The sequence below is a fragment of the Streptomyces sp. NPDC030296 genome, from assembly GCF_055572815.1.
This window is the reverse complement of the sequence record NZ_JBVICQ010000004.1, coordinates 500,718-521,091: the sequence shown is the minus strand read 5'-3', so window position 1 is coordinate 521,091 and position 20,374 is coordinate 500,718. Positions and strand designations below refer to the sequence as shown.

Below are 20,374 nucleotides of genomic sequence, written 5' to 3'. Positions count from 1 at the left end.
TCCGGTCGGCCCCAGTCATAGATGCGGTGACACCGGCTGCTGACGGTCAGGGCAGCCGGTGGAGCCGTTCGGCCCAGCGCGGGGCGTGGGCATGAGGGCCGTTCGGCCCCATGACGCGGCCCGGTCGGGTGCTGTCCCGGCCACTCCCCCACACCCGAAGGTGTCCTCCATGGGCCGGGGCTGTCCGGTCGGCCCCGCATGTCCCCCTGCCGACCCCCGGCCCCTCGGAGGCGCTCGGCCCGTACGCGAGGAGGCCTGCCGTGGAACTGGCGCTGGCTCAGGAGACCGTGGCGCGATGGCAGTTCGGCATCACGACCGTCTACCACTTCCTGTTCGTCCCGATCACCATCAGCCTGGCCTTCCTGATCGCCGGACTGCAGACCGCCTGGGTACGCACCGGGAAGGACAAGTACTTCAAGGCCACTCGGTTCTGGGGCAAGCTCTTCCTGATCAACATCGCGATGGGCGTGGCCACCGGCATCGTGCAGGAGTTCCAGTTCGGCATGAACTGGTCCGACTACTCAAAGTTCGTCGGTGACGTCTTCGGCGCTCCGCTGGCCATGGAGGCGCTGCTCGCCTTCTTCTTCGAGTCCACCTTCATCGGTCTGTGGATCTTCGGCTGGGACAAACTGCCCCGGAAGATCCACCTGGCCAGTATCTGGCTGGTCGCGGTGGGCACGTTCCTGTCGGCGTACTTCATCCTGGCCGCCAACTCCTGGATGCAGCACCCGGTGGGGTACGAGATCAACGAGACCACCGGGCGCGCCCAGCTCAACGACATCGCGGCGGTGCTGTTCCAGAAGACCACCCTGACCGTTGTCTTCCACACGCTCACCGCCTGCTTCCTCACCGGCGGCGCCTTCATGATCGGTATCGCCGCTTATCAGCTGCGTCGCACGTCGAAGGCCAGGGCCGCAGACCGTACGCCGGGGCGGATCGCGGCGATGCGCACCTCGCTGCGGCTCGGCCTCGTCACCGTCGTCATCGCGGGCCTCGGCACGGCGGTCAGCGGCGACGCACTCGCCAAGGTGATGTACGAGCAGCAGCCGATGAAGATGGCCGCCGCCGAAGCCCTGTGGGAGAGCGAGGACTCCGCGCCGTTCTCGCTGTTCGCGTACGGCGACGTCTCCGAGGGCCGCAACACGGTGGAGATCGAGATCCCCGGCCTGCTCTCCTATCTGGCCAAGGGCAATTTCGACTCCGTCGTGCCCGGCATCAGCTCCGTCGAGGCGCTGGAGCAGGCCGCGTACGGCGATCTGGCCCAGGACTACAAGCCGTCCATCCCCACCAGCTACTGGTCGTTCCGCCTGATGATCGGTTTCGGCATGACGTCCTTCGCGATCGGCCTCGCCGGACTGTGGCTGACCCGGAAGAAGCGGTGGCTGGCAGCGGAGAAGCAGCGCGGTGAGGAGGAAGTGCCGCTGCTGATGCTCACCCCCACCCGTGAACTGGGTCCGGCCTCGGGCCGCTGGGCCTGGCAGTTGCCTCTCCTCACCGCCGGCTTCCCGCTCGTCGCCAACTCCTTCGGCTGGATCTTCACCGAGATGGGCCGCCAGCCCTGGACCGTCTACGGGCTCATGACCACCGCCGACGCCGTCTCGCCCGGGGTGACCGTGGCCGAGCAGATCACCTCGCTGACCGTGTTCACCACCCTGTACGCGGTGCTGGCCGTCGTCGAGGTGAAGCTGCTGGTCAAGTACGTCAAGGCAGGAGTCGTCGACGAGCAGCCACCGCCGGAAGTCCCCTCGCTGCGCGGCCCCGCCGCCGGTGAGGACACCGACCGCCCGATGACCTTCGCCTACTGAGGACCTACCGGGTCCTTTCGGAAAGAGACACGGCCATGCAGCTTCACGACGTCTGGTTCGCCCTCATCGCCGTCCTTTGGATCGGCTACTTCTTCCTCGAAGGCTTCGACTTCGGGGTCGGCGTCCTCAGCGGGCTGCTCGCCCGCGACGAGTCCGAGCGCCGCGTGCTCATCAATACCGTCGGCCCGGTCTGGGACGGCAACGAGGTGTGGCTGCTCACCGCGGGCGGCGCGACCTTCGCCGCCTTCCCCGTCTGGTACGCCACCCTGTTCAGCGGCTTCTACCTCCCGCTGCTGGCCATCCTGGTCTGCCTCATCGTGCGGGTCGTCGCCTTCGAGTACCGCGGCAAGCGCGACGACGCCCGCTGGAAGCGAATCTGGGAGCACGCGCTGTTCTGGACATCACTGCTGCCCGCGTTCCTGTGGGGCGTGGCCTTCGCGAACATCGTCCGGGGCGTCAAGATCGATTCCGAGGGCGAGTACGTCGGCACGGTCCTGGACCTGCTGAACCCGTACGCGCTCCTGGGGGGCCTGGTCACGCTGGCCCTGTTCACCTTCCACGGAGCGGTGTTCGTGTCCCTCAAGACCCGGGGCGGCGTTCGTGAGCGGGCCCGGGTGGCGGCCCGGTGGGCGGGTTCGGCCACCGCCGGTCTCGCGCTCGTCTTCCTGTTGTGGACCCAGAGCGACGGCGGCAACGTGCGCAGCCTGGCGGCGCTCACCGTCGCCGTGGTCGCGCTGCTCGGCGCCCTCGCGGCGAACCAGCGGGCGCGCGAGGGCTGGGCGTTCACCCTGTCCGGCGTGACGGTCGCCGCGGCCGTCGCGATGCTCTTCCTCGCACTGTACCCGGATGTCATGCCTTCCAGCCTCAACACGGCCTGGAGCCTGACCGTCTCCAACGCCTCCTCCTCGGCGTACACGCTGACGGTCATGACCTGGGTCGCCGCGATCATGACACCGCTCGTGCTGCTCTACCAGGGCTGGACGTACTGGGTGTTCCGCAAGCGCATCGGCGTCGAGCACATCCCCGCCTGATCCCGGCTCGAAAGCCACCGAGAGACTGAGAGGCGGTCACCGATGAAGCCCGTGGACCCGCGGCTGCTGCGCTATGCACGCGCCACCCGGCTCTTCCTCGCGGCATCCGTGGTTCTGGGCACGATCGGTGCCGCGCTGCTCGTACTGCAGGCCGTCGCCATCGCCGACGTGGTGGTGGGGGCGTTCCAGGACAGGCGGGACCTCGCGTCCCTGCGCGATCCGCTGCTCCTGCTGGCCGGTGTTTCGGCCGGCCGGGCGGCGGTCGCCTGGCTCACCGAGACCGCGGCCCATCGGGCCGCCGCGGCGGTGAAGTCGCAACTGCGCGAGCGGCTGCTGGCGCACGCGACCGCGCTCGGTCCGGACTACGTGGCCACCCAGCGCAGCGGCGAACTGACCACGCTGGCCACGCGGGGGGTGGACGCGCTGGACGACTATTTCGGGCGCTACGTGCCGCAGTTGGCGCTGTCGGTGGTGGTCCCGGTCGTCGTCCTGGCCCGGATCGTGACCGCCGACTGGCTCTCGGCGGCGATCATCGCGGCGACACTGCCGCTGATCCCGTTGTTCATGGTGCTGATCGGGCTCGCCACCCAGCACCAGATGGACCGTCAGTGGCGGACCCTGTCCCGGCTCTCGCACCACTTCCTCGACGTGGTGGCGGGCCTGCCCACGCTGAAGATCTTCGGCCGGGCCCGGGCGCAGGCGACGGCGATCCGGCGGATCACGGACGAGTACCGCCGGGCCACGCTGCGCACGCTGCGGATCGCCTTCGTCTCGTCCTTCGCCCTGGAACTGCTGTCCACGCTGTCCGTGGCCCTGGTCGCGGTGGGCATCGGTCTGCGGCTGGTCGAGGGCGGGCTCGATCTGCACACCGGTCTGCTGGTACTCGTCCTCGCCCCGGAGGCGTACGCGCCGATCCGGGCCGTGGGCGTCCACTACCACGCGAGCGTCGAGGGCCTCACGGCCGCCGGGAAGATCTTCGACGTCCTGGAGACCCCCCTCCCGCGGCGCGGCACCGCAGACGTCCCCGACCTCTCCGCGGCCCTCATCACGATCACTGGTCTCACCGTGACCCGCCCGGGCCGCTCCGCTCCCGCCGTGGACGACCTGTCCCTGGCCATCCGGCCCGGCGAGACGCTCGCCCTCACCGGCCCCTCCGGAGCGGGCAAGACCACAGTCCTGTCCGTTCTGCTCGGCTTCACCTCCGCCACCGCCGGAACGGTGACCATCGGCAACCGGAACCTGGCCGACATCGACCCGGAGCAGTGGCACCGACACATCGCCTGGGTGCCGCAGCACCCGCACCTCGTCTCTGGCACCATCGCCGACAACGTCCGCTTCGCCCGCCCGGAAGCCACCGACGCCGAGGTACGGCGCGCCCTCGCCGACGCCCACGCCCTGGACCTCCCCACCGACCTCCCCCTCGGCGAGGGTGGCGCCGGCCTCTCCGCCGGCCAGCGCCAACGCCTCGCCCTCGCACGCGCCTTCGTCAGCAACCGTCCCCTCATCCTCCTCGACGAGCCCACGGCCCACCTCGACGCCGAAAACGAGGCCGCCGTCGCCGACGCCGTCCGTCGCCTGTCCGCCACCCGTACGGTGATCCTCACGGCCCACCGCCCTGCCCTGGTGGCCCTGGCCGACCGACGCGTGCACCTGAGCGCCCCGGTCACCGACGACCACGCGCAGCCGTCGCCGAGTCGCCCGCTGGCCGAGCCTGCTGGGCCCGCGAACCGTACGCAAGGGATCGTTGACGGGCGGCACGGGGCCGGGTGGTCCAAGGTCCGAACCGCAGGCGGACCGCTGCGGCGCCTGACCGGGATGGCCGTCACCGGCCGCACCAGAGGACGACTGGCCCTGGCCGCGCTCCTCGGAGCACTCGCCCTCGCCTGCGCCGTCGCGCTGATGGGAACGTCCGGCTGGCTGATCTCACGGGCCGCGCAGCAACCGCCGGTGCTTCACCTCATGGTCGCCGTCACCTGCGTACGCGCCTTTGGCATCGGCCGCAGCGTGCTGCGCTACGCCGAGCGACTGGTGGCCCACGATGCCGTACTGCGCGGCCTCGGCACCCTGCGGACAGCCGTCTACGCCCGCCTGGAACGGCTTGCGCCCGCCGGGTTGCGGCTGTACCGGAAGGGCGATCTGCTCGCACGCTTCGTCGCCGACATCGACTCCGTTCAGGACCATGTGCTGCGTTTCCGCCTCCCTGCCACCGCCGCGGCCCTGGTGGGTACGGCGGCCTCGGTACTGCTCGGCGTACTGCTGCCCGCCGCGGGGATGGTCCTCGCCACTGGCCTGCTGCTCGCCGGCGTTGGCGTGCCGCTGCTGACGGCGGCCATCTCACGCCGTACGGAACGTCGACAGGCACCAGCGCGGGGCGTACTGACCACCACCGTCCTGGACGCGCTGTCGGGTATCGGTGAACTGACCGTCGCCGGAGCGCTCCCGGGCCGGCTGGCCGCCGTGCGGGCGGCGGACGGGCATCTGACCCGGATCGCCGCGCGCTCGTCCGCCACCGCGGGCCTCGGGTCGGGACTGGTCACGCTGATCGCCGGGCTCACGACCACCGCCTGTGCGGCCGTCGGCGTACGAGCGGTGGCCGCGGGTCAGCTGGACGGCGTACTGCTGGCCGTCCTGGTCCTCACGCCGCTCGCCGCCTTCGAGGCGGTCGCCGGGCTTCCGGCCGCCGCCCAGGTCCGGCAGCGCAGCCGCCGGGCGGCCGAGCGCGTCCTCGACGTCATGGACGCCCCTGCCCCGGTGCGCGAACCCGAGCACCCGGCCGCACCACCCACGTCGCCGCTGCCCCTGCGGTTGCGCGGGCTGACCGCCGTCTGGCCGGGACGCCGCGAACCGGCCCTGCGCGGCGTCGATCTGGACCTCACCCCTGGGCGCCGGATCGCGGTCGTCGGGCCGAGCGGCTCCGGCAAGACCACCCTGGCCCAGGTACTGCTGAGGTTCCTCGACCCGGCAGCGGGCCACTGCACACTCGCCGGCACCGACGTGACCACCATGTCCGGGGACGACGTACGACAGGCAGTCGGCCTGTGCGCCCAGGACGCCCACGTCTTCGACAGTTCCCTGCGCGAGAACCTCCGGCTCGCCCGCCCCGACAGCACCGAGCAGGAGCTGTGGGCGGCCCTGGCGGCGGCACGCCTCGACACCTGGGTGCGCGCGCTGCCCGCCGGGCTCGACACACCCGTCGGCGAGCACGGCGCCCGCCTCTCCGGTGGCCAGCGCCAACGCCTCGCCCTGGCCCGCGCGTTGCTCGCCGACTTCCCCGTCCTCGTCCTCGACGAGCCCACCGAACACCTGGACCTGCCCACCGCCGACGCCCTGACAACCGACCTGCTCGCCGCCACACGCGGACGCGCCACCGTGCTGATCACCCATCGGCTCACCGGCCTGGATCAGGTCGACGAGATCCTGGTCCTCGACCACGGCCGCATCGTCCAGCGCGGCAGCTGGGAGGAACTGACGACAGTGCCCGGACCGCTGCTGCGCACGGTGGAGCGCGAGCGCGCCACCACCCTCTCCCCGATCGCCGTGTCTGCCTGACGAGGCCGTGTCCGTGTGACGGGAGGGGAGGACGGGTGCGGCCACCCGTTACACGCCTCTTGCCTTTCGCTCGAGGAGCCTGCGTTCAGCGGCGGAGCACAGGTACGGTCCTCGTGTGCGCCCTCGTCTCCGGCACTGCGACCCTGATCGTCAGGACACCGTTCTCGTACTCCGCAGCCGCGTCGTCCCTGGCCCCGGCCGGCAGGGGTGCGTGAACGACGGTGCCGTAGCGGTATGTGCTGAAACGCGCGTTCTCCGTGGTCTTCTCACCGTGGTGGACCCGCACGGTCAGGACACCGTCCGAGACGCTGATCCCGAGATCCTCGTCCGGGTCGATGCCCGGGAGTTCGGCCAGCAGTACGAACGTCCCGTCCGCCAGTCGTTCTTCGACATGGATGCCTCGTGTACCCGGGGTCGTCTCCACGGTGGGGAGACCGCCCTCGGTCCATCGGGAGAGGTCGGACGGCGTCGGCTCGTCCCGCAGCCGATCGATCACGACGTTCATGACTGCCTCCTCGTCCTCGCCATCCCGGCGTCATGCGCCGGCGCCGGCGCCGGACGTGCATGGGCCGATCGGCCCCACTGCGGGACCAGTGGTCCCCCTCGGATGTGATCGAGCCAGACCCGGGCCACCACCCGCCATCCCCGGCCCTGGCCGGCGTCGGCCGGGTCGGTGTCCTCATCGGTACGTCACGGTCCGCGGACTCGAAGCGGCCGCCGTCATTGGCCAGTTAGGCTCGGCGGACCACGCGCTCGCCGAGATCGGTACGCAGCCTCGACAGCCGAGGAGGCCGCCACACCGGCGACGGCAAGACCGCCGGGTTCACGCTCAGGCAGTGAGGGCTACTGGTCCGTCACCGGCACCCGCCAGCGCAGGACGGTGCCGCCGGTGGCCGGGCTGGTCCACTCCAGGTCCCCGCCCAACTGCTGCGCACGTTCCGCCATGTTGCTCAGGCCGCTGCGCCGGCCCTCAGCCGGGATACCCACGCCGTCGTCGGAGACCTCCATCCGCACTTCGCGCCCGTCGGTCTCCAGTACCACCTCGGCGCGGTTGGCCCGCGCGTGCCGGGCGATGTTGGTCAGGGACTCGGAGAGGACGGCCACGACATGGTCGGCGATCTCCTTGGGCACGTGGGTGTCCAGCAGGCCCTCCATCCGCAGGCTGGGCGCGAAGCCGAGCACCGGCGCGGTCTCGCCGACCACGCGTACCGCCCGTGCCCGCAGGCCGGGTCCGGCTGCTTCGTCATGCGCCCTCAGGCCGAAGATCGTGGACCTGATGATCTTGATGGTCTCGTCCAGGTCCTCCACCGCCCGCACCACGCGCTCCGAGGCCTCCGCGTGCTCGATGAATCGACCGGCGCTCTGCAGTGTCATGCCGGTGGCGAACAGTCTCTGGATCGCCAGGTCGTGCAGGTCCCGGGCGATCCGGTCGCGGTCCTCGAGCATCGCGATCTGCTCTGCGTCCCTGCGGCGTTCGGCCAGTTCCATCGCCACTGCGGCCTGTGCCGCGAAACCTTGCAGTGGTTCGGTTTCCTGGTCCGCGAACACCTTCCGGCCCGCCTCACGGACCAGCAGCACGACGCCTCGCAGCCCGTCACCCGAGCCGATGGGGACGGCCACGGCCGGACCGAGGCCGGTGAAACGCTGGAGGTCCGTCGAAACGCGCTCGTCTTGGGAGATGTCAGGGCTGGAGACGGGAGTGGCGTCCGAGAAGGCCTGGCCGATCAGGCTGCCGTTCATGGGCAACACCAGTCCGCGGTGTGCCTCCGGCTCCTGACCGATGGCCAACTCCACCGTCAGCGATTCTGTGTCCGGCATCGGCAACGCGACCACGGCCAGGGCCGCGCCGGTGATCTCCCGGGCCCGTTCGGCGATGAGTGCGAGGACCTCGCCGCGCTCGCTTCCGGACATCAGCCTGTGTGTGATCTCCGCGCTGGCCTGCAGCCACCGCTCGCGCAGCCTGGACTCCTCGTACAGCCGGGCGTTGTCGATGGCCACACCGGCCGCCACGGCCAGGGTGGAGAGCACCGACTCGTCGTCCTCGTCGAACTGCGCCCCGCCCCGCTTCTCGGTCAGGTAGAGGTTGCCGAAGACCTGGTCGCGCACCCGGATCGGAACGCCCAGGAAGGTGTTCATCGGCGGGTGGTGGGGCGGGAAGCCGTACGAAGCGGGATGCTCGGAGAGCTTCGTCAGCCGCAGCGACTCCGGGTGGCGGATGAGCTCACCGAGGATGCCGTGGCCCTCCGGGTAGTTGCCGATCTCTACGACCTGCGCGTCGTTGACGCCGACCGTGAGGAAGTCCGACAGCCGCTTGCCGTCCGGACCGATTACACCCAGGGCGGCGTACTCGGCGTCCACCAGCACGGCCGCGGCCTCCACGATGCTACGCAGCGCCTGTTCGAGGTCCAGCTCCCGGCCGACCGAGAGCACCGCCTCCAGCAGGCTGTGCACGCGGTCTCGGGTGCCGCGGGCCGCGTCCAGGCGGGCCTGCAGCTCCTCCAGCAGCTCGTCCAGCCTCAGCTGGGGCAACCGAACGCGGGCCTCCCGAGGCTCCTCGGAACTTCCCACCCCTGATCCTCCAGGTCCCCATCAACCGTGCTGACAACCGACCGTGACTGTTCATGTGCCACGGTACGGCCCACCGCAGGGGACGGTACAGGATCAAGCCGGGTCGCAACGGTTCCGCAGGTCGATGCCTCCTCGACGCCTGCCGCCGAGCCTCGGGCTGCCCGGCGCATGGTCATGCCGTGTGGGGTACGACGGCGACCGGGCAGGCGGAGTGGTGCAGCAGGGTGTGGGAGACGCGGCCGAGCTGGAGTCCGAAGGTGCCCTTGTTGCGTCGGGCGCCGACGACCAGCAGGTCGGCCGTGGCCGACGCGTCGAGCAGGATCTTACGGGCGGGGCCCTCGGCGGTGCGCCGGTGCAGTTGCACGGACGGGTGTTCCTCGGCCACCTCGTTCAGCGCGGCCTCCAGCGTCTCGGCTGCTCGCTGTTCGTGCAGGCGGGCGGGTTCGCCTGCCAGCAGGGGATGGTCAGTGGTCTCGTGCGCGGGGCACCGCCAGGCCCGTACGGCTTCGAGGACGGCTCCGCGTCGCTCCGCTTCCTCGAAGGCGAAGCGCACGGCCGCCGAGTCGTGTGCCTGCTTGCCGACGCCGAGCAGGACGCGCCCGTGGGTCGCAGGCTGTGTCTGCCTGTCGTGGCGGCCGCGCAGCACGATCACCGGGCAGGAGGCGTGGGCGGCCACGGTCAGGCTGACGGAACCGAGCAGGAACTCGGCGATGTCGCCGCGCCCGCGGTTGCCGACGACCAGTGCGGAGGCGCGTCGGCCCTCCCGCACCAGCGCGTACTCCGGCTCCTCCGGGACCACCTCGGTGAACACTTTCAGGTCCGGCTGGCAGCTGTGCGCCCGTCGGGCGGCGCCGTCGACGATCTTGTCGGCCAGGACTCGCTCGGATGGCTTGCCGAGGTCCTCGGCCAGCGCCGCGCCCTCGTACCACTCCCACAGCGAGGCATGCACGAGCCGCAGCGGCACCCCGCGGAGGGCGGCCTCGTCGGCCGCCCAGTCGACGGCCCGCAGGCTGGGCTCGGAGCCGTCGACTCCGACAACCAGGGGGAGCTCTGTCTGTCCCATCGTCCTCACCGTCCCGTGCCGAGATCGAAGACGATCCGGGCCTTGATCTCGCCACGCAGCACCGCGTCGATCGACTCGTTGACGGAGGCGAGCGGCCGAGTCTCGTAGATGACCTTGGTGCGTCCGGCCGCGTGGAGTTGGAAGACCTCCGCGAGGTCCTGCCGCGTGCCGACGATCGAGCCGATCACCGAGGTGCCGTTCAGGACGGTGTCGAAGATCGGGACCTGAATCGTGCCGTGCGCCGGCAGGGCGACCATGACGAGCTTTCCACCGCGCCGCAGCCCGGAGTTGACCGCGGTGAACGCCGCTTCGTTCACGGCGAGGGCGATCGCGGCATGCGCGCCGCCGTACCGTTTAAGCACCTCGCCCACGTTCTCCTTGCGGGCGTCGATGGTCAGGTCGGCGCCGAGCTCCCGGGCGAGTTCGAGCTTGTCGTCGGTGACGTCGATGGCCGCGACGGTGGCGCCGGCGATCTTCGCGTACTGCACGGCGAGGTGGCCGAGCCCGCCGACGCCGGAGATCGCCACCAGCTGGGTGGGCTGAACGCCTGCGACCTTGAGCGCCTTGTATGTGGTCACGCCCGCGCAGGTCAGCGGGGCGGCCTCTACGGCGGTGATCCCCTCGGGCACCGGCTGCGCGAAATCGGCCCAGGCGAGCATCTTCTCCGCGTACCCGCCGTCGCACCCGTAGCCGGTGTTGACCTGCTGCTCGCACAGCGTCTCCCAGCCGGACAGGCAGTGCTCGCACCGCCCGCACGCCTTGCCCAGCCACGGCACCGCGACCCGCTGCCCGACGGACAGGTGGGCGACGCCGTCGCCGAGGGCCTCGATCAGGCCGACGCCCTCGTGGCCGGGGACGAAGGGCGGGTTGGGCTTGACCGGCCAGTCGCCGTGCGCGGCGTGGATGTCTGTGTGGCACAGCCCGGAGGCCTCCACCCGGATGCGGACCTGACCGGGGCCGGGCTCGGGGTCGGGGCACTCCTTGATGACCAGGGGCTCGCCGAACGCTCGTACGACTGCTGCCTTCATGTTCTCTGCTCTCCTCGGTGCTCTGGGTTGGTTCTCGCGGGTGGGTCAGTCGTGCGCGACGACGGCGACGGGGGCGGTGGCGTGGTGCAGGACGGCGTGGGTGACGGAGCCGATGTGGATGCCGAAGGGGCTGCGGCGGATCCGGCGGCCCACGACGACCAGGGAAGCGTCACGTGAGGCGTCGACCAGGTGGTTCGCGGGGCTGCCGGAGCGGGACTCCTCGACGACTTCCACGTGGGGGAATTTCTCCTTCCACGGGTGCAGCACCGCGGCCAGCGCGGCGGCGTCCTGTCGGCCCAGCTCCACGCCGATTTCGGGAGCGGCGGGCAGGCTGGAGACATAGTGGGGCGGCAGGTTCCAGCCGTGTACGACCCGCAGGGAGGTCTGCCGTCGGGTGGCTTCCTCGAAGGCGAAGGTGATCAACGCGTCGTCCGGCCGGTCGGTGTCAAGGCCGAGCACAACGGGTCGGAACCCGGTCGCGGCGGAGGGGATTCCCGCCGGGTCCATCTCGTGCTCGTCGGCGGCGTGCTCCCAGGCCCGTACGAGGACCACGGGGGTCTCGGCGTGCGCGACGACGGCCTGGCCGATGGAGCCGACCAGGAAGCCGCCGAGCCCGCTCAGCCCGCGGGAGCCGAGAACCAGCAGCTCGGAGTCCTTCGCCGCCGCCACCAGTACCTCGCTCGCCCGGCCCATCAGCTGCTCGACGGTGATCTCGACGCCCGGATGACGCAGCCGGAGACCGGCGGCCGCCTCCCGGGGAATCCGCTCGCTCCAGTGCGCTTGCGTCTCGGCCCCCAGGAGCGGCGCCTGCGCCATGGGCTCGGGGACCGGCTCCCAGACGTTGACGAGCCGCAGCGGCAGCTCGCGCAGCTTCGCCTCGCGGGCCGCCCACTCGGCGGCGGCCAGGCTCTCGCGCGAGCCGTCGAGACCCACGGTGACAGTGCGGGACATGGTGCGTACCTCCTACGGGCGCTTCAAGCGCTACGGGCGGGGATCCGTTGTCAGCATCGCCGCCCGGTAAGGCGGTGTGGAGAGGCCGCAGGGTCCGGAGCAGAAGGCCGAACGGCCCCACCTGCGATCCTGATGTCTCACGTACTCGGGTCATGGGGAGGATGCGCGCTTCCGCCGCCGCGCACTGACCGCCGTCGACGAACAGACCGGCCCGGTCCGCTGGTTCGTCCTCAACACCGAGGCCAACATCGAGGTCGACATCACCGCACTGGACGCGGTCGATGAGCTCCGCCGCGAACTGGCCGATCAAGGCGTCGTCTTCGCCCTCGCCCGCGTGAAGCAGGACCTGCTGGACGATCTGCAGGCATACGGCCTGACGGAGTCGGTCGGCGAGGACCTGATCTTCCCCACGCTGCCGACCGCCGTCGCGGCATACCGGCAGTGAGCCAACTGCGAGTTCTCACGTCCCCCCTGGCGTGAGAGCTCGCGCGGGAACCCCTGCGGCTTCATAGGGCAGTGCCCACCGACGCGAGCCGCAAGGACCTGGCTCAGCGACTCCTTTCCGACTCGCCCACGAGCTCCGCGCCGACGCGGGCCGCCCACGCCTCGATCGCGGTGAAGTCACGAAAGTCCCCGCCCTTGTCTGAGCGGAGGATCATCCGGGCGACCCATCCCTTCGCGCCTTCCTCCAGGCAGCCGCCGAAGGTGACATGGTCCCTGGCGTCCAGTCGGTCCATCGCCTTCCTCACGCCCGGCACGGGCGGGATGTCCCGTTCAGAGGCCGAGGCGTCGAGCGGGCCGCTGCTGAACAACCACAGTGGGCGTTCGGCGAGGGCGCGGCGGTGGTGCCGGACGAAGCGGCGGGCGTCCTTCTGCCAGCGCCCGGCGTACAGTCCTCCACCGACCACCACGGCGTCGTACGACGTCACGCTCTCCACGGACCGGGCCGGTAGGGCCTCGGCCGTGAGGCCTTCCTTGCGCAGGACCGCGGCGATGGCTTCTGCGATGTGCGCGGTCGATCCGTTCTTCGATCCGTAGGCGACCAGCACGTCGGGCATGGTGGCCCGCCTCCTCTCCGGTCGGTCTCAGATCCTTCGCAGCCAGTCGTCGGCGACGCCCTGCAGCGCGGACTCGCCCGTCGAAGGACGCGCGTCGTCCAGCCGATAGGTGAGCTTGTCGACAACCGCGACCACGCCGTCGATCCGGCGTGTCATGGAGACGGCGATCTCCGTCTCGCTCTTGCGTTCCATGTGGCCGGTGAGTGTGACCACGCCCTCGACCACGAAGACGTCGATGCCCCGGGGCGCCAGCCACAGCGTCCGCCCCAGCACCTCGTCGATGACCTCCTTGCGGATGTCCCGGTCCGGCCGCAGGAAGACCTGGAGCAGGTCGCGTCGGGTGACGATGCCGACGAGCCGCTCCTCCTCGTCCACCACGGGCAGCCGATACACGTGCCGCCGGCTCATGGTCCGCGCGGCCTCGACGATGGTGTCGTCGGCGTGCACGGTGACGGGCGGTCCTGTCATCAGCTGTCCGGCGGTGCGTGCCCTCGCCTTCGCCGCCTGCCTGCGGGCACTACGTGTCAGCCGGGCAAGGGGGAGGCGGCGCTTCGGCCGCTGGAACGGGTCGGGGGTCTGCGCCTGCCGGACCATCAGGTCGGTCTCGGAGATGACGCCGACGACCTTCTGGTCCGCGTCGACCACCGGCAGTCCGCTGATCCGGTTGTCGGCCAACAGCCGGGCGACCTCCTTGAACGGTGTGCCGTACTCGGCGCGAACGACCTCTCTGGTCATCACGGAGCTGACCTTGTTGTGTTTCACATCCATTTTCCTTTCTCAGCGGAGTCGGCGCAGATGCGGATCCTGTGACCTGCGGGGCAGCAGGCGTACGCGCACGTCGAGCACACTGACTCCGCCCGGGCTCGCGAGTACGGGGTTGAAGTCAGCCTCGGCGAGCTGCGGCAGGTCGGCCGCCATACGGGACAGGCGCAGCAGCAGTTGTTCGAGCCCTGCGAGATCGACCGGTCCGTTGCCGCGCGCCCCGAACAGGAGCGGAGCACAGCGCGGTGAGGTGATCAGGTCGTGCACGTCGTGGTCGGTGAGCGGGGCAAGCCGGGCGGCGTGATCGCGCAGGATGTCGGTCGCGGTGCCGCCGAGCCCGAACAGGACGAGCGGGCCGAAGACCTCATCCTGGACGACTCCGGCGAGCAGCTCGGTGCCGCGGGATGCGAGCGGCTGGACGACCACTCCGGTCAGCAGTCCGTCGAAGCGGGTCTCGAAGTCCCGGAAGGCGGCACGGACCTGGGCGTCGCCCTGGAGGTCGAGATGGACGGCGTGCTGCTCGCTTTTGTGGAGCAGCCCCGGCCAGTGTGCCTTCATCACGACCCGGCCGTCGGGGCCACGCAGCCGCTCGGCGGCGATGACGGCCTCGTCCTCGGTCTCAGCCCAGGCCCACGGGAGCTGGGGGATGCCGTAGCAGGCGAGGAGGTCGGCGCAGGTGCGCGGGTCGAGCCAGCCGCCGTCCGGGTGTGCGGTCAGGTAGGTCTCGGTGACCTCGCGGGCGCGGTCCGTGTCGACCTCGCCGAGCTGCGGGACGGTTCCGGCGGGACGGCTCAGCCAGGCCGCGCGGCGGGCCGCGTGGGACAGCGCCCGTGCGGCGGCCTGGGGTTCGGCGTACGACGGGATGGTGCCGCCGTCCACGGCGGGCAGCAGCCTGACCGGCAGATCCTGTTCGAGCCGTACCGTGATGACGGGCTTGGCCCGGTGTGGGGGGGCGTCCGTGAGGGCACGGACGAGGTCGTCGCCGGTCGCCCGGGCCACCGCGGTGGGGACCAGGGCCAACAGCACGGCGTCGACGCCCGGGTGCCCCATGATGAGGTCCACGGAGTCCCTCAGCTGTTCTTCCGTGACGGCTGCGGTGGCGTCGACCGGGTTGCCGACGGTCGCGCCTTCAGGGAGTACGGCGAGCAGGGCGTCGATCAGCTCGGGCGTGAACGGCGGGAGGGCGAGTCCGGCCTCGGAGCAGGCGTCGGCGGCCAGGACGCCCGCGCCGCCCGCATTGGTGACGATCGCGACGCGGGTGCCCGTCGGCAGCGGCTGGGAGTGCATCAGCGCGGCCGTTTCGAGGAGTTCGCCGACCGACTGGGTGGCGGTGATGCCTGCCTGTGTGAACAGTGCCTGGCGGGTCATGGTGCGGGTGGCGGCGGCCGCGGTGTGCGAGGCGGCGGCGCGGCGGCCCGCCTCGGTACGGCCGGCGTCCACGGTGAGGACCGGCATACGGCGGGTCACGCGCCGGGCGGTGCGGGAGAACGCGCGCGGGTTGCCGAACGACTCCAGGTGCAGCAGCGCGAGGTCGGTGCGGCCGTCGCTCTCCCACCACTGGAGCATGTCGTTGCCGCTGACGTCGTACTTGTCCCCGAGTGAGGCGAAGGACGACACGCCGATGCCCAGCCGGGACAGCCCGTCCAGCAGGGCGATCCCGACCCCACCGGACTGCACGGCGACGCCCGCTGTACCCGGGCGGGGATGGTCGGCGGCGAAGGTGGCGTCGAGGCGCAGGGCGGGCTCGGTGTTGGAGACGCCGAGGCAGTTGGGGCCGACGAGCCGCATGCCGTAGGTGCGGCAGGCCGCCATCAGGGCCTGGGTGTGCGTGCTGTCGAGGCCTGCGGAGAGGACGAGGAGGGCTTTTGCGCCGGCCTTGCCGCACTCCTCGGCGGTGGCCGGCACCGCGGCGGCAGGCACGGCGACGACTACGAGGTCAGGGGTCCTGGGCAGGGCGGCGACCGACGGGTATGAGGGCACGCCGAGGATCGAGGAGGCGGCGGGGTTCACCGCGAGGAGCCGCCCGGTGTAGCCGCCCGTGTGCAGGTGGTGCAGGACGGCCCTGCCCACCGAACCCGCCTTGCGTCCGGCGCCTACGACGGCAATCGCTTCCGGCCGCAGCAGGGATTCCAGGCTGGTCACGTTGGCGGCCCGGCCACGGGCCTCGACGGCAGACAGGTAGGTGTCGTCCTCGCCGAGCTCGATCGTGCAGCGGACCTCCGGGCCGTCGAAGCGGCGGGAGGTACGCAGGCCGAGGTCCGCGAAGAGCTGGAGCACCTCGCGGTTCTCGCTGAGTGCGTCTGCCGTGAAGGTGGTGATGCCCTCCCCGCGGGCGGCCGAGACCAGGTGCTCGACGAGGAGAGTGCCGACGCCGCGGTGGTGCAGTCCGTCGGCGACGGCGATGGAGATCTCGGCCTCCTCCTTGCCGCCGCCGGTGTCGTACTCGGCTAGGCCGATCACCTGGCCCTGCTTCTCGGCCAGTAGAGCCCGGTAACCGGGGCCGGGCGGGGCGCAGGCTCGGTCCGCGGCCAACGCGGCCGAGCGCCGGCTCGCTGCGAAGAAGCGCAGTCGCAGGTTCTCCGGCGACATCTCCTCGTAGAGCCCTTGCACCTGCTCGCGATCGCCCGCTGTCACGGGGCGGATGCACACCGTGGTGCCGTCCGCGAGCAGGGCATGGGCTATGGGCTCGCTGCGTGCGTCGTCCGTCATCGCGGGTCTCCTCCAGGCGTTTCGGCCCTTCGAGCATCCAGCGGTTCGCACGGCCACCCCATGGGCTCTCCGGGGCGGCTTGGAGGGCCGATCGGCCCTAAAAGCGGCGGCCCCGCTCGTGGGTTCGAGGTTCGTGGCCAGCAGTCATCGGGCCACGGTGGTGACCGGCCCAGCCGATCACGACTGGCTGGTGCACACCGGCCCCCGCCCCAGGGTGGTCGCCTGCGACGGGGGCCTTCTCTTCCTGCGGCTCGAGTCCGGGCTCATCGCGGGGCCGGCGATTGTCGGTACTCAAGGCATGGCAGGAGCCTGCACCTCGCATCGAGCCTGCGGCGGCGCGGCAGGGCAACACGCGAGGATGACGGAGCGCAAGTCCATCATCCCTGCTGCCAGCGCGGTTGACGGATCATTCAGGCACCGCTCGTTTCGGGGCCTCAGCGTCCTGCACGTACGCATGGTGCGTCCGGCCGCCCGGGAGTCGGGACGGACGTGGCGAGCGGCCGGACGGTGACCGGGCCGGGCCGTGCGCAGCACCCACGGCGGTGGACAGCGGTGGAGAACGGCCGCCGCACGGGTGCTCGGTACGGTGGCACGGGATACACCGGATCGGTCGCTGATCAGCATCCGGCATCAGGACAGGCCGACGCTGCGGCCGAACGGCCTTTCCACCGTGGGCCGACAGTCCCCGATCCGGCAGCACCCCCGACCGGACGGCCCATCAGGTGTAGATGCGTCGCCACAGGTGCCAGCAGGGCGATGGCGGGGCCTTCCGGTCCCTCGGACGGGACCTTGTCCCTCGGACGGGACCTTGGGCCCCTTCAACCTCAACCCGGCGGTCACGCGGCCCGCGACAACGCGCTGGGGCCACGCCCGAAAGCATGGCCCCGGTCCTGCGGCCCTGGCGGTCCTGTGGTCCTGTGGTCCTGCACCGACCGCGTGCGTGTTGATGTCAGCCGACGAACTCCCCCACGACCGCCTTGAGTTCGGACAAGCCCTTCTTCGCGTCGGCGAAGAACATGCCGGTCTTGGGGTTGGTGTAGAGCTCGTTGTCGACGCCCGCGTAGCCGTGGCCCATCGAGCGCTTGATGACGATCACGCTCTTCGCCTGGTCGACATCGAGGATCGGCATACCGGAGATCGCGTTGCCGGGGCGGCGCGCGATCGGGTTGGTGACGTCGTTGGCGCCGATGACCAGGGCGACGTCGGCCTGCGGGAACTCGGGGTTGACGTCCTCCATCTCCTTCAGCTGGGTGTACGGAACGTTGGCCTCCGCCAGGAGCACGTTCATGTGGCCCGGCATGCGGCCCGCGACCGGGTGGACCGCGTAGCTGACGTCGATGCCGTGGTCCGTCAGCACCTTGGCGAGGTCGCCGAGTTCGTGCTGGGCCTGGGCGGCGGCCAGACCGTAGCCCGGGACGAAGATGACCTTGCTCGCGTACGCCAGCTGGATCGCCACGTCGTCCGCGGAGATCGACCGCACCTGGGCCGGCGCACCGGATCCGGTCGCCGCCGGTGCGCTGTCGCCGGTGCCGAAGCCGCCGATCACGATGTTGGCGATGGAACGGTTCATGGCGTCGGCCATCAGTTTGGTGAGGATGCCGCCCGAGGCGCTGACGAGCATGCCGGCGATGATCAGCGCGGTCTCGTCGAGCACGAAGCCGGCCATCGCGACCGCCGAACCGGTGAAGGCGTTCAGCAGGGAGATGACCACCGGCATGTCGGCGCCGCCGATCGGCAGGACCATCGTCACGCCGAAGAGCAGCGCGACCGCCACGAGCCCGTACAGCGCGACCCGGCTGTCCGGTGCCAGCACCAGCCAGACCGTGCCGGCGACGAAGGAGGCCGGCAGCAGGACGTTCAGCAGCCGTGCGCCCGGGAAGACCACGGGTGCCCCGGACACGACGCCCTGCAGCTTGCCCGCCGCGATCAGCGACCCGGAGAACGTGACCGCCCCGATGACGATGTCCAGCGCGCCGGGCAGCGAGACACGTGCGCCCAGGGCGGCCGGGTGATCGGTCTGGAGCAGGTCGCCCACCGCGATGAGCGCGGCCGCTCCGCCGCCGACGGCGTTGAAGAGGCTGACCAGTTGGGGCATCGCCGTCATCTGGACCTCGCGGGCGGCCCACAGGCCCAGGGCCGCCCCGAGGACGCCGCCCGAGGTCAGGACGAGCCATCCGGTGGTGCTGATCACGTTCTCGTCCAGGATCAGCCACGCGGTGGCGGCGATGGCGACGGCCATGGCCCCGGCGGAGAGAGTGTTGCCGCGGCGGGCCGTGCGCGGGTGGTTCATCAGGTGCAGGCCCATCACGAAGCAGGCGGCCGCGGCCAGGAAGAGGTAGTGGACGGCATTGGAGACGGTGTCCATGACGGTCACACCCCCGCCTTCTGGTTCTTCTCGGCGGACTGGTTCTTCTCGGCGGCCGGCTTCGCCTTGAACATCTCCAGCATCCGGTCCGTGACGACGTATCCGCCGACGACATTCATGGCGCCGAAGGCCATGGCCACGAAGGCGAGTACGTAGCCGAGCCAGGTGTGGGACTCGGCCGCGATCAGCATCGCGCCGATGACGACGATGCCGTGCACCGAGTTGGAACCGGACATCAGCGGGGTGTGCAGGGTCGCGGGGACCTTGCTGATGACCTCGATGCCGACCAGCACACTCAGGACGAACACGGTGATCGCGGTGAGGAGATCGAGGTTGTTCATGAGGAGCCTCCTCCCAGGAGTGCGGCCGTGATCTCGTCGGCCGGGTCGAGGTTCAGTTCCCCGTCGCGCACCAGGTGCCCGAGCAGCGCGACGAGGTTCCGGGCGTACGCCGTGGATGCGGCGGTCGCCATGGCGGAGGGCAGATGCCCGGCGCCGATGAGGGTGACTCCGCCGTCCAGGACGACTGTCTTGTCGGGTTCGGAGCCCTCGACGTTGCCGCCGAGTTCGCTCGCGGCGAGGTCGACGACGACCGAGCCGGGCTTCATCCGCTCGACCACGGCCGCGGTCACCAGCAGGGGCGGCTTGCGGCCCGGCACCTGCGCCGTGGTGATCACGATGTCCGAGCGAGCGATGTGCGTATCCAGTGCCTCCCGCTGGGCCCGCTGTTCCTGCTGGGTCAACTCCCGTGCGTAGCCGCCGAGTTCGGTGCCCTGTTCCGCTTCCGGCGGGCCCTGGATGTCGAGGAACCGGGCGCCCAGCGACTCCACTTCCCCTCGGGATGCGGGGCGTACGTCGTACGCCGAGACGACGGCGCCGAGGCGGCGGGCGGTGGCGATCGCCTGCAGTCCTGCCACTCCGGCACCGAGGATCAGGACTTGGGCGGGACGCATGGTGCCCGCGGCGGTGGTCAGCATCGGGAAGAAGCGGTCATAGGAGTCGGCCGCGAGGAGGGCCGCCTTGTAGCCCGCGACGGCGGCCTGGGAGGTCAGTGCGTCCATGGACTGGGCGCGGCTGAGGGTGCGGGGCAGCAGATCGAGGCTCACCGTGCGCACGCCGCGCCCGGTCATGTCCTCGACCAGGGCGGGGTGCCGCAGCGGCTGGAGCAGACCGATCAGGGTCTGCCCGGCGCGCAGCGCCCCTGCGGCCTCCGGGTCGGGCGGGCCGACGCACAGGACGGCGTCCGCGCGTGCGTACAGCTCGTCGGGGGTGACGACGGTCGCGCCGGCGTCGGCGTATTCGGCGTCGGTGAACCAGGCGCCGGATCCTGCTCCGGTCTCGATCAGGACGTCGAGTCCGGTTCGGCGCAGGAGGGTTACGGCCTCGGGGACGAGGGCGACACGGCGTTCGCCGGGCGCCCGCTCCCGTACGGCACCTACGGTGACGGTTCCCATGATCTGTTGCCTCTCCCTGTGGCCCGGTCGAT

14 protein-coding genes and 1 pseudogene are annotated in these 20,374 nt (G+C 71.0%); 4 read left to right on the top strand and 11 right to left on the bottom strand.

From position 1 onward, the window contains the following. The first annotated feature begins 260 nt into the window (after nt 1–260). The 3 genes from ACZ4Z3_RS14230 to cydD are packed head-to-tail and all read left to right on the top strand — an operon-like array spanning nt 261 to nt 6,385. Entirely contained in the window at nt 261–1,805 is a 1,545-nt protein-coding gene (locus ACZ4Z3_RS14230; RefSeq protein WP_468501211.1) for a cytochrome ubiquinol oxidase subunit I, read from the top strand. Nucleotides 1,806–1,840: 35 nt separating this feature from the next. Beyond that, nucleotides 1,841–2,836 (top strand): cytochrome d ubiquinol oxidase subunit II, encoded by a 996-nt coding sequence (gene cydB, locus ACZ4Z3_RS14225; protein ID WP_468501210.1) that lies wholly within the window; start codon nt 1,841–1,843, stop codon nt 2,834–2,836. A gap of 42 nt (nt 2,837–2,878) precedes the next feature. After that, nucleotides 2,879–6,385 carry a thiol reductant ABC exporter subunit CydD gene (cydD, locus tag ACZ4Z3_RS14220; protein WP_468501209.1) on the top strand — a complete coding sequence of 1,169 codons (3,507 nt, stop codon included), beginning with the start codon at nt 2,879–2,881 and terminating at the stop codon, nt 6,383–6,385. Between the two features lie 85 nt (nt 6,386–6,470). On the opposite strand, the gene ACZ4Z3_RS14215 is transcribed toward cydD, so the two are convergent. The 5 genes from ACZ4Z3_RS14215 to ACZ4Z3_RS14195 all read right to left on the bottom strand — a co-directional run bounded on the left by ACZ4Z3_RS14215 (nt 6,471) and on the right by ACZ4Z3_RS14195 (nt 11,995). Continuing rightward, nucleotides 6,471–6,890, bottom strand: coding sequence for an Hsp20/alpha crystallin family protein (locus ACZ4Z3_RS14215; protein ID WP_468501208.1), 420 nt, complete (start codon nt 6,888–6,890; stop codon nt 6,471–6,473). Between the two features lie 338 nt (nt 6,891–7,228). Further along, on the bottom strand, nt 7,229–8,953 hold the full coding sequence (locus ACZ4Z3_RS14210) for a sensor histidine kinase (RefSeq protein WP_468501207.1): 1,725 nt from the start codon (nt 8,951–8,953) through the stop codon (nt 7,229–7,231). A gap of 172 nt (nt 8,954–9,125) precedes the next feature. Next, entirely contained in the window at nt 9,126–10,016 is an 891-nt protein-coding gene (locus tag ACZ4Z3_RS14205; protein WP_468501206.1) for a universal stress protein, read from the bottom strand. A 5-nt stretch (nt 10,017–10,021) separates the two neighbouring features. Next, the gene (locus ACZ4Z3_RS14200; RefSeq protein ID WP_468501205.1) at nt 10,022–11,044 is read right to left on the bottom strand and encodes a zinc-dependent alcohol dehydrogenase; all 1,023 of its coding nucleotides are present in this window, start codon (nt 11,042–11,044) and stop codon (nt 10,022–10,024) included. Nucleotides 11,045–11,089: 45 nt separating this feature from the next. Next, nucleotides 11,090–11,995, bottom strand: coding sequence for a universal stress protein (locus ACZ4Z3_RS14195; protein ID WP_468501204.1), 906 nt, complete (start codon nt 11,993–11,995; stop codon nt 11,090–11,092). Between the two features lie 169 nt (nt 11,996–12,164). Here ACZ4Z3_RS14195 and ACZ4Z3_RS14190 point away from each other — a divergent pair. Then, nucleotides 12,165–12,440, top strand: a pseudogene (locus ACZ4Z3_RS14190) (STAS domain-containing protein); the annotation flags it as partial. 103 nt (nt 12,441–12,543) lie between these two features. Here the strand turns inward: ACZ4Z3_RS14190 and ACZ4Z3_RS14185 are convergent. The 6 genes from ACZ4Z3_RS14185 to ACZ4Z3_RS14160 all read right to left on the bottom strand — a co-directional run bounded on the left by ACZ4Z3_RS14185 (nt 12,544) and on the right by ACZ4Z3_RS14160 (nt 20,342). Beyond that, nucleotides 12,544–13,053 carry a flavodoxin domain-containing protein gene (locus ACZ4Z3_RS14185; RefSeq protein WP_468501203.1) on the bottom strand — a complete coding sequence of 170 codons (510 nt, stop codon included), beginning with the start codon at nt 13,051–13,053 and terminating at the stop codon, nt 12,544–12,546. Between the two features lie 27 nt (nt 13,054–13,080). Next, entirely contained in the window at nt 13,081–13,815 is a 735-nt protein-coding gene (locus tag ACZ4Z3_RS14180; protein WP_468501202.1) for a CBS domain-containing protein, read from the bottom strand. 15 nt (nt 13,816–13,830) lie between these two features. Beyond that, on the bottom strand, nt 13,831–16,524 hold the full coding sequence (locus ACZ4Z3_RS14175) for a bifunctional acetate--CoA ligase family protein/GNAT family N-acetyltransferase (RefSeq protein ID WP_468501201.1): 2,694 nt from the start codon (nt 16,522–16,524) through the stop codon (nt 13,831–13,833). Between the two features lie 949 nt (nt 16,525–17,473). Further along, nucleotides 17,474–18,889, bottom strand: a complete 1,416-nt coding sequence (locus tag ACZ4Z3_RS14170; RefSeq protein WP_468501443.1) for an NAD(P)(+) transhydrogenase (Re/Si-specific) subunit beta — start codon at nt 18,887–18,889, stop codon at nt 17,474–17,476. 5 nt (nt 18,890–18,894) lie between these two features. Then, a complete protein-coding gene (locus ACZ4Z3_RS14165; protein WP_468501200.1) occupies nt 18,895–19,230 on the bottom strand; it encodes an NAD(P) transhydrogenase subunit alpha part 2 in 336 nt (111 codons plus the stop codon). Further along, nucleotides 19,227–20,342 carry an NAD(P) transhydrogenase subunit alpha gene (locus tag ACZ4Z3_RS14160; protein ID WP_468501199.1) on the bottom strand — a complete coding sequence of 372 codons (1,116 nt, stop codon included), beginning with the start codon at nt 20,340–20,342 and terminating at the stop codon, nt 19,227–19,229. The genes ACZ4Z3_RS14165 and ACZ4Z3_RS14160 overlap by 4 nt, the downstream gene beginning before the upstream one ends. Between the last annotated feature and the right edge of the window lie 32 nt (nt 20,343–20,374).

Coding starts and splice junctions, on each gene's coding strand:
- ACZ4Z3_RS14185 (WP_468501203.1), bottom strand. CDS start 13,053: ATGCCCGACGTGCTGGTCGCCTACGGATCGAAGAACGGATCGACCGCG.
- ACZ4Z3_RS14160 (WP_468501199.1), bottom strand. CDS start 20,342: ATGGGAACCGTCACCGTAGGTGCCGTACGGGAGCGGGCGCCCGGCGAA.
- cydD (WP_468501209.1), top strand. CDS start 2,879: ATGAAGCCCGTGGACCCGCGGCTGCTGCGCTATGCACGCGCCACCCGG.
- ACZ4Z3_RS14200 (WP_468501205.1), bottom strand. CDS start 11,044: ATGAAGGCAGCAGTCGTACGAGCGTTCGGCGAGCCCCTGGTCATCAAG.
- ACZ4Z3_RS14170 (WP_468501443.1), bottom strand. CDS start 18,889: ATGGACACCGTCTCCAATGCCGTCCACTACCTCTTCCTGGCCGCGGCC.
- ACZ4Z3_RS14195 (WP_468501204.1), bottom strand. CDS start 11,995: ATGTCCCGCACTGTCACCGTGGGTCTCGACGGCTCGCGCGAGAGCCTG.
- cydB (WP_468501210.1), top strand. CDS start 1,841: ATGCAGCTTCACGACGTCTGGTTCGCCCTCATCGCCGTCCTTTGGATC.
- ACZ4Z3_RS14165 (WP_468501200.1), bottom strand. CDS start 19,230: ATGAACAACCTCGATCTCCTCACCGCGATCACCGTGTTCGTCCTGAGT.
- ACZ4Z3_RS14205 (WP_468501206.1), bottom strand. CDS start 10,016: ATGGGACAGACAGAGCTCCCCCTGGTTGTCGGAGTCGACGGCTCCGAG.
- ACZ4Z3_RS14175 (WP_468501201.1), bottom strand. CDS start 16,524: ATGACGGACGACGCACGCAGCGAGCCCATAGCCCATGCCCTGCTCGCG.
- ACZ4Z3_RS14215 (WP_468501208.1), bottom strand. CDS start 6,890: ATGAACGTCGTGATCGATCGGCTGCGGGACGAGCCGACGCCGTCCGAC.